The sequence below is a fragment of the Streptomyces sp. NPDC045470 genome, from assembly GCF_040646595.1.
In the GTDB taxonomy this organism is placed as follows: Bacteria; Actinomycetota; Actinomycetes; order Streptomycetales; family Streptomycetaceae; genus Streptomyces.
On sequence record NZ_JBEZAN010000003.1, the window covers coordinates 307189 to 320527 of the forward strand.

Annotated in this window: 11 protein-coding genes; 8 read left to right on the forward strand and 3 right to left on the reverse strand. The window is 73.7% G+C overall.

Annotated elements, in window-relative coordinates:
* The first annotated feature begins 185 nt into the window (after positions 1-185).
* The 6 genes from AB0A97_RS11725 to AB0A97_RS11750 all read left to right on the forward strand — a co-directional run bounded on the left by AB0A97_RS11725 (position 186) and on the right by AB0A97_RS11750 (position 6029).
* On the forward strand, positions 186-806 hold the full coding sequence (locus AB0A97_RS11725) for a hypothetical protein (protein ID WP_361148772.1): 621 nt from the start codon (positions 186-188) through the stop codon (positions 804-806).
* A gap of 9 nt (positions 807-815) precedes the next feature.
* Entirely contained in the window at positions 816-1574 is a 759-nt protein-coding gene (locus tag AB0A97_RS11730; RefSeq protein ID WP_361147897.1) for a DUF4239 domain-containing protein, read from the forward strand.
* 87 nt (positions 1575-1661) lie between these two features.
* Positions 1662-2705 carry an aminoglycoside phosphotransferase family protein gene (locus AB0A97_RS11735; RefSeq protein ID WP_361147899.1) on the forward strand — a complete coding sequence of 348 codons (1044 nt, stop codon included), beginning with the start codon at positions 1662-1664 and terminating at the stop codon, positions 2703-2705.
* Between the two features lie 142 nt (positions 2706-2847).
* Complete coding sequence (locus AB0A97_RS11740) at positions 2848-3759, forward strand: phosphatidylinositol-specific phospholipase C domain-containing protein (protein WP_361147900.1); 912 nt, start codon at positions 2848-2850, stop codon at positions 3757-3759.
* Positions 3760-3761: 2 nt separating this feature from the next.
* Positions 3762-4895 (forward strand): alpha/beta hydrolase family protein, encoded by a 1134-nt coding sequence (locus AB0A97_RS11745; RefSeq protein ID WP_361147902.1) that lies wholly within the window; start codon positions 3762-3764, stop codon positions 4893-4895.
* 81 nt (positions 4896-4976) lie between these two features.
* On the forward strand, positions 4977-6029 hold the full coding sequence (locus tag AB0A97_RS11750) for a serine protease (protein WP_361147904.1): 1053 nt from the start codon (positions 4977-4979) through the stop codon (positions 6027-6029).
* Between the two features lie 19 nt (positions 6030-6048).
* Here AB0A97_RS11750 and AB0A97_RS11755 read toward each other — a convergent pair whose 3' ends face one another.
* Complete coding sequence (locus AB0A97_RS11755; protein ID WP_361147906.1) at positions 6049-7083, reverse strand: phosphatidylinositol-specific phospholipase C domain-containing protein; 1035 nt, start codon at positions 7081-7083, stop codon at positions 6049-6051.
* A gap of 231 nt (positions 7084-7314) precedes the next feature.
* Between AB0A97_RS11755 and AB0A97_RS11760 the strand changes: the two genes are divergently transcribed.
* Positions 7315-7962, forward strand: a complete 648-nt coding sequence (locus tag AB0A97_RS11760; protein WP_361147908.1) for an endonuclease — start codon at positions 7315-7317, stop codon at positions 7960-7962.
* A gap of 78 nt (positions 7963-8040) precedes the next feature.
* On the opposite strand, the gene AB0A97_RS11765 is transcribed toward AB0A97_RS11760, so the two are convergent.
* Positions 8041-9909: a transketolase gene (locus AB0A97_RS11765; protein WP_361147910.1), complete on the reverse strand. Its 1869-nt coding sequence runs from the start codon at positions 9907-9909 to the stop codon at positions 8041-8043.
* Entirely contained in the window at positions 9909-11438 is a 1530-nt protein-coding gene (locus tag AB0A97_RS11770; protein WP_361147911.1) for an NAD(P)/FAD-dependent oxidoreductase, read from the reverse strand. Before AB0A97_RS11770 ends, AB0A97_RS11765 begins: the two co-directional genes overlap by 1 nt.
* A gap of 820 nt (positions 11439-12258) precedes the next feature.
* On the opposite strand from AB0A97_RS11770, the gene AB0A97_RS11775 reads away from it, so the two are divergent.
* Entirely contained in the window at positions 12259-13329 is a 1071-nt protein-coding gene (locus tag AB0A97_RS11775; protein ID WP_361147913.1) for a gluconate 2-dehydrogenase subunit 3 family protein, read from the forward strand.
* The last annotated feature ends 10 nt before the right edge of the window (positions 13330-13339 follow it).

The window sequence follows — 13339 nt, forward strand, 5'->3', positions numbered from 1 at the left end:
GCGGCCTGCGACCGCGGTGCGAACACCTCGGCTGTTCTCCCGCAGGCGACCGGGCGGCATTCCATCGTTCGGGGGAATCACCGCCATTCGGCGGCTGACGGCGGCCGGCGTTGCGCAACATCACGAGCGTGAAGGGATCGCAACGTTTCCGCAGCGCCCAACCTGCGCTTTTGATACCGCTGTTGGTGATTCTGGCCGTGCTCCTCGCGCCGCGTGCCGCGCAGGCCCGGCCGCCCGCTGCCGCGGCGCGGCCCGCCGACGCGTGCGCGACCGCCGGGGCGCACGCCCCGGTGCACGGGCCGACCGGCTGGCCGATGCCGCCGGACTGGCACTGGCCCTGCACCACGCCCACTCCTACACCCACTCCTACGCCCACCCCGAGCCCCACCCCCACCAAGCCCCCCAGGCCCACACCCACGCCGCCGTCCCCCACCCCCACGTACACCCCTCCCCCGAAACCCCGGCCCACACCCACTCCGACGCCGTCGCGCCCGCGCCCCCGGCCGCCCGCTTCCGCCGCGCCGGCCGCGCCGGCCAGGACGCTGCCCCCGCCGCGCCCCACCCCCAGCAAGTCGGCGGCTGCCCCGCCGCCGTCCAGCAGCCCCACGTCGCCGCGTCCCGCCCCGACGCCGAGCCCGTCGGCCGTCCTGCCGCGCGCGTACGTCCCGTCGGCCGGCAAGCAGCACAGCGGCCATTCGGTCGTCACCACCATGCTGCTGATCACCGCGCCCGCCGTACTGGCGGCCGCCGCGCTGCGTCCCCGTTCGTCCAGCTCGTCCGGTTCGTCCGGACGGCGTTCCTCGTAGGAGGCCACCTTGTCGGAATGGCTGGTACTGACCATCGCGATGGCCGCCGTCTGCGCCGTCGTCCTGACCATCACGGTCCTCAGGCAGCGCCGCATCGGCGAGGACGACGACCCGTCCGAGACGCCCGACGTCATCGAGTACATGACGATGATGGTGGGGGTGGTGTACGCGATCGTCCTCGGCCTCGCGATCGCCGGGGTCTGGGAGGCCCGCGGCAGCGCCGAGGACACCGTACGGACCGAGGCACAGGCCCTGCACGAGGTCAGCGAACGGGTACGGGCCTATCCGGAGGCCACCCGGGAGCGCATCCGCGCGGACGTCGACGCCTATGTCTCCCACCTCGTCCACCAGGAGTGGCCGGCCATGGCCGAGCGGGGGGAGGTCACCGACCGGGGCGCCGAACTGCTGGCCAAGGTACGGGCCGACGTGACCGACTACCGGCCGCGCGACGATTACGAGGGGCAGAACTACCAGCCCCTGCTCGACCAGGTCTCGGCGGCCGACGACGCCCGCAACGCGCGCGCGGACAGCATCGAGCCGACCCTGCCGCCGGTGGTCTGGTTCGGGCTGATCACCGGTGCCGTGATCACCATCGGGCTGATCTTCACGTTGCAGATCCGCAGGTCGGGGCGGGAGTTGCTGATGGCCGCCGTCTTCAGCGCGCTGATCGCCTTCCTGCTCTTCCTGGTGTGGGACTTCGACGCCCCGTTCAGCCGGGGCATCACGACGTCCGCCGAGCCGTTCACGGATCTCTTCCCACGGTTGTGAGGGGGCGAGGGGGTGAGCGGGGACGACGGCCCACGTGCGGGGGTAAATCCGGCGACGGTGGTGATCAGCCCGTGCGACCATGCGCGCATGGCGACAGAACTGCCGTTCACGGATGTCCTGCGGGAGCGGCTCGGCCCGGCCCGCCGCGCGGTGCGGCTGGGCAGCAGCCCGCGGTCCCGGGTGTGGCGGGTGGAACTGGGCGGCGTACCCGCGGTGGTCAAGCAGGCCGTGGAGAGCGCGGACGCCGACGAGCGGTACGCCCGTGAGGTGACCGCGCTGCGGCTGGCCGCACGGGTGACGCCGCCGGTGGTGCCGCGGCTGCTCGGCACGGACCCCGGCGCGCGCCTCCTGGTGCTGGAGCACGTGGAACACCGGCGGCCGTCGCCGGACTGGGTGGTCGGTTACGCGTCGGCGCTGGCCCGCCTGCACGCGGCCGCCTCGTCCGCCCCCGTGGAGGAGGCGGGTCTGCCCGCCTGGCAGGGTCCGGTCCGCGCGGACCTCGACGCCTTCCTCGCCCTCGCCGGCCGCCTCGGGGTGCCGGTGCCGGACGGGACGGACGCCGAACTGGCGGCCCTGCTGCGGCGGCTCGGCACCGCGCCCGGCCGCGCCCTGCTGCACGGCGACCCGTGCCCCGGCAACGACCTGCACACCCCGGACGGCATCCGGTTCATCGACTTCGAGCAGTCCTCCCTGGGCAACGGTCTCACCGAACTCGCCTATCTGCGCATGGGTTTCCCGACCTGCTGGTGCGTCACGGACACGCCCGGCCCGCTGCTGCGCGAGGCGGAAGCCGCGTACGGGGCGGCCTGGGAGGCGGCGACCGGCGGCGCGCCGCCCGGTGACCTCGTCGACGCGTGCGCGGGCTGGCTGCTCCGGGGCGACGCGCTGGTCCAGCGCGCCCACCGCGGGTCCGCCGACCACCTCGCCCGGCTCCCCGAGGAGGACTGGACGTGGGGCACGGTCACCGCGCGGCAGCGGCTGGCGTACCGGCTCGGTGTCGTCGCCCGGCTCACCGCCGACCGCGACGACCTGCACCGTCTCGGCCGCGTCGCCGGTGCGCTGCGCGAGCGGATGCTCGGCCGCTGGCCCGCCCTCACGGCACCGCCCCGCGAGCGCCCCGAGGGCGCTTGACGGCCGTACGGGGAAAAGGCACCGCGGTCTTCTCCGCGCGTTCGCGCGGCCGCCTGTGCAGCGTTCCGTTCCTGTGCTTCGATGCTGCCGATCACCTGTTCGCGCAGGGGCGGCAGAGCGGCAGAGAGACCGGGGTGGACGGATGGACCGGCGGGGATTCCTGAAGGGGACGGCGGCGGTGTCGGCCGCGGGTGTGCTGGCGGGAGCCGGGAGCGGGCTGTCCGTCGCGGCACCGGCCGTCGGACGCCCGGCCGGGCGGTCCCGGCGCGCCGCCTCCGTGCAGGACTGGATGTCGGCTCTTCCGGACAGCACGGCGGTGCAGCGGCTCTCCATCCCGGGGACGCACGACTCCGGGGCGCGGTACGGCGGCCCCTGGGTGGTCTGCCAGAACACCACCATCGCGCAGCAGTTGGACAGCGGCATCCGCTTCCTGGACGTACGCTGCCGGGCCATCGACTCGGCCTTCGCGATCCATCACGGCGCGTTCTACCAGAAGCTGATGTTCGGCGATGTGTTGGTGGCGTGCCGGGCGTTCCTCCAGGCGCATCCGTCGGAGACCGTACTGATGCGCGTCAAGCAGGAGTACTCCGAGGAGAGCGCGGCGGAGTTCCGGCGGATCTTCGACAGCTACCTGGACGGCAAGGGCTGGCGGTCGCTGTTCCGGCTGGACGGCACGCTGCCTTCTCTCGGGCAGGCCCGCGGCAAGGTCGTGCTGCTGGGCGACTCCGACGGGTTGCCGGGGGTGCGGTACGCCGATCCGCGCGTCTTCGACATCCAGGACGACTACATGGCCGAGCCGCTGCGCAAGTACCCGCTCATCGAGGGTCAGTTCCAAAAGGCCGTCAGGGAACCCGGCAAGCTGTTCATGAACTACGTGAGCACCGCTGCCCTGCTGCCCCCGCGTTCCAACGCGGACCGGCTCAACCCTCAGGTGAAGAACTTCCTGAACGGCGCTGAGGCACGCGGGTGGACGGGGCTGGGCATCGTCCCGATGGACTTTCCCAACGAAGCGGGCCTGGCCGAGGCAGTGATCCGGCACAACACGGGAGTGTGACCATGCGGCCGCGGCGAATCCCCCGCGTCCGCCGGCCGTGGGGCGCGGGCTGCGCGGGTCTGGTGACGGCTCTGTTGCTGCCGTTCCTCACGGTCCCAGCGGCGGGACAGCCCGCGTACGCGGCGGACGGCCCGGCGCGCGACCGGACCCGCGATCCGGCCCGCGTCGTCGCCGAGGTGCCGGTCGGCGACCGGATGCTCGACCTCGGTATCGCGTCCCCCACGACCGACGCGCCGGTCAAGTGGGTACGGCTGCTGCTGCCGAAGGGCTGGTCGAAGAACGCCTCCCGTACGTGGCCGGTGCTGTGGCTGCTGCACGGCGGTGGCGGCAACCACAAGGACTGGACCGCCAACACCCATGTCGAGCAACTGGCCGCCGGCCGCGACGTCCTGGTCGTGCTGCCGGAGACCAGCGGGTGCAGCAGTTACAGCGACTGGTACAACGGCGGGAACGGGGGACCCCCGGCCTGGGAGACCTACCTTCTCGACGAGTTGCGTCCGCTGCTGGAGCGTGACTACCGGGCCGGGACGGCGCGGGCCGTCGCCGGCCTGTCGATGGGCGGGCTCGGCGCGCTGAAGTTCACCGCGGCGCGCCCCGGCATGTTCCGTGCCGCCGCCTCGTACAGCGGCGCCGTCCATCCGCTGTACCGGTCGCCCGACGGCGGCTTCTCCGGGCCGGACGGCGTCAAGCTGGGCGCGCTGACCTGCCTCGTCGACTGGAAGCGCGTCTGGGGCGAGCCGGGTTACCCGTTCGACACGGCCGACCCGGCCGACCTGCGCCAGCAGTGGCTGTGGAAACGCAACAGCCCGCTGGAGCAGGCGGCCTCGCTGCGCGGCACTCCGCTGTACCTCTCGTACGGGGACGGGACCACCGACGGTGGGCCGGGCTGGTCGTGGGGTGACGGCGACCGCCCGCCCGCGCCGTCTCCCGCTCGCTGCACCGACCCGCCCGCGCACGGCACCCAGGACCCGGTCGAGCGGGCCGTGTACGGGATGAACCAGGAGCTGCGCGGCAAGCTGACCCGGCTGGGCATCCCGGCGACCGTGTGCGCTTCCAGGGGCGGGCACGGCTGGCCGTACTGGGAGCGTGAGCTGGTGGCGTCGTTCCCGATGCTGATGCGCGCGCTCGGCGCCTGAACGGCCGGCAGGTCCCGGGGCCCGGGCACGAGGAAGACCGCCCCGGAACCGCGTGACCGGCAGGAACCGTATGATCTGCTGGTGAGTACCATCGAGCGCGGCCGCACCGCACGGCCCCCGGCCCCGGACGGGCCGTACCGTCGCCGCCGGACCGCCACCGCTCTCGGCCTCTGTGCCGCGCTCACCCTGGCCTGCGCCGGAACGGCCCTGGCCGTACGGTCCTTCACGCACGGCGGGTACCTGGCGCCCGGCGACCCGGCCACGGGCTCGTACGCCGAGGAAGCGGCCGACGGGGACGCGGCGGCCGACGCGCTGCTCTCCGGCCCGTACACCGAACGCCCCGCTCCGCCTCGCGTCACCACCCGCGCGGCGGCGGACCGGGCAGCGGTGTCCGGCGGGGCCGCGGCCCCGGCACCTGCCGCACCCCCCGCGAAGACGGCCGGCCTGCCGGTCTCCCGGCCCCTCGAAGCCGCCCCGGCCGCCGTCTCCCCCGCCGTCGGCCCGCTCTTCTCGCCGGGCGGCGACGGCGACGCCGACCACCACTGCACCGCGAGCGTGGTGCACTCCCCGGCAGGCGACCTGCTCGTCACCGCGGCGCACTGCGTCCACGACCGCGGCTTCCGTACGAACCTCGTCTTCGCGCCCGGTTACCACGACGGCGTCCTGCCGTACGGCGTGTGGGTGCCGTCCCGTATCGACGTCGATCCGCGCTGGGCGGACGACCGCGACGACGCCCACGACGTGGCGTTCGTGCGGGTGCGCCGCCCGCACGGCAGCGCAGCCGGTGCGCAGCGCATCGAGGAGCTGACCGGCGCCGAGCAGATCCGCTTCGCCGCGCCGGCCGGCCTGCCGACCCGGACGGTCGGCTACCCCGACGACCGGGAGACGCCCGTCGGCTGCCAGAACCTCACCACCGCTGTCCCCGGCCAGCTACGTTTCGACTGCGCCGGCTTCCCCAACGGGACCAGCGGCGGCCCGATGCTCACCGGCGTCGACCCGGTCACCGGCCTGGGTACGGTGACCGGGGTCATCGGCGGCCTGGAGGAGGGCGGCGACGACGCGACCTCGTACAGCAGCCGGTTCGGCCCGGACACCGCCGCCCTGTACCGGCGCGCCACCGCGGAACGGGTCTGAGGCGGCGCGCCCGTACGCGCTACTTCCCGCGCGGGACCACGGTCTTGAGGACCTTCGGCAGCGGGTACCAGTCGGCGGTCGCGATGCTGCCGTGGGCGGCGGCGAGCTGGTGCAGCCGGGCCTGTGCCTGGGCCTCGGTGGGCTCGGTGCCGTCGATGACCGGGGGCACCTTGTGCGCGTCCGTCATGATCAGGAGGTAGTGGCGGCTGTCGTACCAGGCGGTGTCGACGCCGTCCTTCAGGTACGTCGCGGCGTCGCCGTCGAAGACCACGAACCAGGGGCGCAGCGCCGCGTCGGCGTACCGGGTGCGCGGGTCGCCCCCGGCCGCGCCGTGCACCGCGGGGAAGGCGGTGGACTGTGCGAGCTTGCCCTGGGCGGCGAGGTTCTTCAGGTGGGTGGCGTACTCGCGGTCGGTCCACAGCTTGTCGAGGGGGTTCTTCTCCTCGACCGTGCCCGGTATGAGCTCGAAGAGGAACTTGCCGTTCAGCGCGGAGCGGGTGGGCCAGCCGTCCGCCCGTACGGCCTCGTCGAGGTCGCGGTGGCCGGCGGCCAGGTCGCCGGGTCCGTACACCGCGTCGCCGAGCTTGGCGCGGACCAGTGCGTCGAAGGCGGCCGGGCCCCGGCCGCCCTGGTCGTTGAAGCCGTCCTTCAGCTCGACCTTGACCATGACCGGCCGGTGGCCGGGGTGGGCGTCGTGCCACGCCTTCATGTCGGCGAGGCAGCCGCCGAGGTCCTGGTCGCGCTTCTTGGTGCGCAGCTCGCCCGCGGTGGCGGCGTTGACGCAGTTGCTGTTGTTGCCGAACGGGTTGCTGTGCGAGACCCGCCAGGACTTGCCGAGCGCGTTGGTCCACACGTCCAGTTCGAGGAGGCCCGCGCCGGAGTCCAACGCGTCGGCGAAGTAAGGGTACTTGGCCTTCTCGTAGGCGTTGTGGACACCGACGGACGTGGTGGCGCCGTACGATCCGGCGGGCTGTGCCGCGCCGGCCGGGCCTGCCGCCGCCAGCACCACCGCCGTGGCGACCGCCGCCGCTCCCGCGCACCGTGTTCTGCTCATGGGCCCCCGCTTTCACTCCACTGGCCCCGGCAGCCCCCTGCGGCTCCGGAATCACCAGCCCCTCCGGTCGAAGGAGCAGCGTACGGGAGTTGACGGGTGGTCCGGCCACCGGGTGGGTACGCGGGCCGGGAAACGCCGTGCCGGCCGAGCAAACCAGGACGTGAGGAAGATGTACGGCATCGTGGACACCGTGGACACACCTCTGCACGACACGACGTCCGGGAGGCGGTCATGAGCAGCGAGCGCGCCCGGGTCCGGGCCCTGCTGGACACCTACGGCCGGACCTACGCCGACGAGGCCGGTATCCGCCTGAAGGACACGCCGCAGCCGCTGTACCAGCTACTGGTGCTCTCCTGCCTGCTCAGCGCCCGTATCCAGGCGAACATCGCGGTGGCGGCGAGCCGCGCGCTGTCCGAAGCGGGACTGCGGACCGCGCGGCGGATGAAGGACGCGACCTGGCAGCAGCGGGTGGATGCCCTCGGCGAGGGCGGATACCGGCGCTACGACGAACGCACCGCGACCCAACTGGGCGACGGCGCGGTGCTGTTGCTCGACTCGTACGGCGGCGACCTGCGGCGGATACGGGACACGGCGGACGGTGACACGGACCGGCTGCGCAAGCTGCTGCGCGAGGTGCCCGGCCTCGGGCCGGCCGGTGTCGACATCTTCCTGCGGGAGGCGCAGGCCGTGTGGCCCGAGCTGGAGCCGCACCTGGACGCCAAGGCGTTGCAGGGCGCGGAGCGCGTCGGACTGCCGACCGCGCCCGACGCGCTGCTCAAGGCCGCCGGGAAGAAGACGGAGCCCGCCGTGCTGGCGGCGGCGCTGGTGCGCGCGGCGCTCGACAAGAAGGGCGCGGAGGAGATCCGCAAGGCGAAGTGAGCGGCTGGGCGAGGGACCGCGTACGGCGGCCCCGGCACCTTCCCGGGCCGGGGCCGCCGTACGCACGAGCGCGGGCGCTCACGGTGTCGAGGTGAGCAGCCCCCTGGCCGTCGCCGCGATCGCCTGAGCGTCGATGCCCGCCGCGCGCAGTTGCTCCTCCGGGGACGCCGACCCGGGCATGGTGCGGACCGCGAGCCGGGCCAGGCGCGGCACCGGGCGGCCGTCGGTGAAGGCGTCCAGCACCGCGTCGCCGAGGCCGCCCTCGGGGTGGTGGTCCTCCACGGTGATGATCCGCCCGGTGACGTCGGCGGCCTCCCGCAGCGTCGGCAGATCCACCGGCTTGAGGGAGTACAGGTCGACGACGCGGGCCGCCACGCCCTCCTCGGCCAGGGTGTCGGCGGCGGCCAGCGCCTCGTGGACGGTCACCCCGGCGGCCACGAGGGTGACCCGGTCCTCGGGCGTGGCCCGCAGCGTCTTGCTGCCGCCGATCGGGAAGTCCTCCCCGGGCCCGTAGATGACGGGGCTCTCACCGCGGGACGTGCGCAGGTAGCGGATGCCGCTCGCGTCGGCCATCGCGGCGGTCAGGCGGGCCGCCTGGTTGGCGTCGCACGGGTACAGCACGGTGCTGCCGTGCACGGCGCGGAACGCGGCCAGGTCCTCCAGGCCCATCTGCGAGGGGCCGTCCTCGCCGATGGCGACGCCCGCGTGCGATCCGACGAGGTTGAGGTCGGCCCGGCTGACGGCGGCCATCCGGACGAAGTCGTAGGCGCGGCTGAGGAAGGCGGCGAAGGTGGTGGCGTACGGCACCCAGCCGCGTACCTGCATACCGACCGCGGCGGCCACCATCTGCTGCTCGGCGATGTAGCACTGGAAGTACCGGTCGGGGTGGGCGTCGCCGAACATCTGGGCGCGGGTGGAGTCGCCGACCTCGCCGTCCAGCGCGACCACGTCCTCGCGGGCCGCGCCGAGCGCGGCGAGCGCCTCGCCGAAGGCGTTGCGGGTGGCGACGGAGTCACCGACCTTGTAGTCCGGCAGTTCGGGCGTGCCGCCGCCGGTCCGCGGGCGCGGCGCGGCCTCGCGCGGCGGCCGCACCGCCACGTGCAGGTCACGGACGCCGCCCAGCTCCTCGATCGCCTCCGCGGCGTCCTTGAGCGGTTTGCCGTGCTTGCCTTCCTGGTCGGCCACCTCGCGCACGCCCTGGCCCTTGCGGGTCTTCGCGATGATCGCGGTGGGCCGGTCCGTGGTCGCGGCCGCCTCGGCGTACGCGCGGTCCACGGCGGCCACGTCGTGGCCGTCCACCTCGATCGTGTGCCAGTCGAAGGACCGGATGCGGCGTGCGTAGGCGTCCAGGTCCCAGCCGTGCCGGGTGGCGCCGCGCTGGCCGAGCCGGTTCACGTCGATGATCGCGGTGAGGTTGGCCAGTTTCTCGTACCCGGCGTGCTCGAACGCCTCCCACATCGAGCCCTCGGCCATCTCGCTGTCGCCGCACACCACCCACACGCGGTACGGGACGCGGTCCAGGTCGCGGCCCGCCAGCGCGACGCCGACGCCGAAGGGCAGGCCCTGGCCGAGCGAGCCGGTGGCCACGTCCACCCAGGGGATGCGCGGGGTGGGGTGTCCCTCCAGCAGGCTGCCGTTCTTGCGGAACGTCAGCAACTGCTCGTCGGTGAGGGCGCCGGCCGCCTTGCCCATGGCGTACACCAGGGGCGAGGCGTGTCCCTTGGAGAAGATCAGGTGGTCGTTGCCGGGGTTCTCGGGGTCGTCGAAGTCGTAGCGCAGGTGCGCGTCGAGCAGGACGGCGGCCAGGTCGGCCGCGGACATCGAGGAGGTCGGGTGGCCGGAGCCGGCGGCGTCGGCGGCCCGTACGGAGTCGACGCGCAGCTGCTGTCCCAGCTCGCGCAGCCGGCCGTAGCGAGCGTCGGCATCCGGGGTGTTCTGCGTGGTCATCAGGTTCCTTCCGCTTTTCGGGGCCCGTCGGACTGCTGTCCGGCCGCCTGGGGCCGGTCCTTCGGGCCGGTGTCCTCCCCCGGTCCCTCCGATTCCCCCGGTTCCCCCGTTGCTCCGGATTCACCCGGTGCCGTCCGCCGGTCCGGCGCGTCGTCCTTCGCGGCCTTCGCCGCGGGCCCGTCGTGCTTCCCCGCGCGTCCGTCGGCCGGTACGCGGGCCAGCTCCGGCGCCGCCGTGTCCAGCGGCACCGACCAGGAGCGCACCAGGCCCAGCTGGACGCCTTGGCGCGGCAGTGCCGCGTCCAGCAGCCAGTCGGCGGCTACCCTGACCCGGTTGCCGGGCATCGCCATCAGGTGGTAGCCGCGGGTCACGGCGTTGGCGACGGGACCGGACAGCGGGACGTGCAGCGGGTTGGCGGCGGCCTGCACCCCGCCGAGGTCGACCATGAAGCCCAGGTCGTGGTGCTTGTAGGCGCGCGGCTCGCCCTGCCCGTAGGAGGCGGCGACGTTGTGGGCCGCGACCTTGCCCTGGCGCTGCGCGTGCTGGGCGGTCATCGGCGTCGTCTCGCCCGGCCGGGTCAGGTCCGGTACGGCGGCGGCGTCGCCGCAGGCGAGCACCTCGGGGTGGCCGGGTACGGCGAGGAACTCGTCCACGCACAGCCGGCCGCGTTCGGTGGGCAGCCCCAGCGACTCGACCAGCGGGTCCGGGCGCACGCCGACGCACCAGATCAGCGACCGGGTGTCGACGGACGTGCCGTCGTCCAGGAGGACCCCTTCGGAGGTGGCCTCCTTGACGGAGGTCTTGGTGCGGATCTCGACGCCGCGTTTGCTGAGCACCCGGTGCGCGGTGCGCGACAGCCGGTGGTCCAGTTCGGGCAGTACCCGGTCGGCGAGGTCCAGCAGGATCCAGCGGGGCTGCGGTGCGCCGCGCAGTCCCGCGTTGTGGCGGGCCAGCGACCGGGTGAACGTCACGCCGTGCGCGGCGACTTCGGTCCCGGTGTAGCCCGCGCCGACCACCACGAAGGTCATCCGGGCGGCCCGCTCGGCCGGGTCCTCGGCGGCGCCCGCCAGCTCGATCTGGCGGGTCATGTGGTCCCGCAGGTACAGCGCCTCGGGCATGCCGCGGAAGCCGTGCGCGTGCTCGGCGACGCCCGGGATGGGCAGCAGCTTGTTGACGCTGCCGACGGTCAGCACGAGACGGTCGTAGCCGAGCGAGCCGGTGCGGCCCTCCGGGTCGGTGTACTCCACCCGGCGGCGGGCCAGGTCGACGCCGCCGACCTGGCCGAGCACCAGCCGGACGTCCGGCAGGGTGCCGGTCAGCGACACCGAGACCCGGCGCGGCTCCAGGATCCCGGCGGAGACCTCGGGCAGCAACGGCAGGTAGAGGAAGTAGTCGTTGGGGTTGATCAGCACGATCTCCGCGGCGCCGCGGGACTTCCTGGCGAGCGTGCGGGCGCATTCGTACCCGGCGAAGCCCGCCCCCACGATCACCACGCGCGGCCGCCTCCCGTTACGGGCCTCCGCCACCATCTGCGTCTCCTCTCACCTCGGGGTCCTGCCCTGATCGGCCCGGGTGCCCGCATTCCGCGCGGGTATGTACGCCGTACGGCCCAGTCCGGCCGTACCGGGCGCCGTTCGGCCACGGGGCTTACGGCCACCGGTCCCGGGGCCGGGACTGCGCCGGAGCGGTTCCGGACCGGCCCGGCCGCTCAGTCCGGCAGCGCGAGCAGCACCCGCCCGGCGCCCCGGACGTTCGACGGCTTCGTGCGCGGGGGCGGGCTCGTGGGTGGCGTAGGCCGCGATGGTGCCGTCCGGGGCGAGCAGGCGCGCGTCGAGGGCGGCGTCGGCATCGAAGGCGACCTCGACACCCCGGTCGGCGCGCGTCCCCCGGTCAGGGCCGGCACCGCGTCCACCACGTCGCCCCCGCGCACACCGCGCGGTCCACTTCCAGCTCCCGCAGCGCGGCGAGCCGGCCGGGACGGCTGACCGTGCCGGTGGCCTGCGCGCCCGCCCGCCGCGCCAGGACGGCCGCCGCGCGGCCGACGCTGCCCAGGGCGCCACGACCACTGTCCGCCCGGCCACCGGGCCGACCGCGAACACCGCGCCGCGCGCGGGCCGCTTCTTCACGTCACCGGGAGCGATCCCGGAGAACGCCAGCCGGATGCGCGGTTCCCCGAGGCCGGGCCGGGGTGTGGGCGGCTCCCCACCTGGAACACCTTTCGGGCCGGGCCCCTGTTCTCGTACCAAGCGGCGCCCATACCGGCACGATACGGCGTCTGCCGTCGGCGTGGACAACCCCCGCCGCGCGCAATACTTTCAATGGCACCTCAAGCCGTCCCGGAGGTGCGCGGTGAAGATCGAGGTCATCGAGAAGGACGATCAGTACATTCTCAATCACTGCACCAAATACCTCGCCAGGGAAAGCCGGGACGCGCGCCATGATTTCGGCCAGTACGCGCCGGGCGACGAGCGCGCGGCGATCTGTGAGGCGTGGCGCTTCCCGGTCGTCGACGCGCACTGGAACGGGTCGTCGGCGGCCGGTTCGTATCCGTACAACGACGTGACGTTCGTCTACGACGGCCGCCGCTCCGCCCCTGCCTCGGTGGCCGTCCTGGGCACCTTCGGGCCGCTGCACTCGCCGGTGCCGCTGCGCCCGCTGGTGTTCGCCGGCGAGCCGACCGGCTTCCTCGCCACCACCGTGCGCGTCCCGAAGGGGCAGGTCCACACGTACAAGTTCGCGGTGGACGGGGTGTACACGCTCGACCCGGTCAACCCGCAGCGCACCGTGCTGGACAACGGCGAGCCGTGGTCCCGCTTCTTCACCGACGCCTGCACCGTGCCGCTGTCGCTGAGCCGTACCGAGCGCGAGCTGCTGGGCCGGCTGGTGTGCCATCTGCTGCCCTTCCGGCTCGACGAGAACCGGCGGCTGATCCGCGAGGTGCACGAGTCGCTGGACCGCGCGAGCCGGGACGAGGAATTCCCGCTGGCGTATCTGCTGGACGACGAGGTGGGCACGGTCAACTACATCGACAAACTGATCGCCCGCCAGGAACAGCACCATGCCGATGATTACCACACCTGCCTCAAAATCATCGGGGAAATCATCCGGTCCCGTTTCGGCGGACTCGATCCGGCGGTCGCCCCCGCGGAGCTGTACGCGGATCTCCACCGGCAGATGGAAACCGAAAAGGTGGACGGCTGGGACTACTCCCGTTACGGAAGTCCGCGGTTCTTCCTGCTGCTCCTGCGCCGGCACGCGATGACCGGTGCCTTCGTCCACCCGAAACACGGTGGGAATTCCGGCGCGGCGGGCTGGACGTATCTGGAGAGCCGGTTCCGGGACGCGCGGGGCGGCACGCTTTTCGACTGGCGGCGGGCGCTGGAGTCGCCGCTGGGCCACAACACCGACTACCGCGGCTGAGGGGGGACGG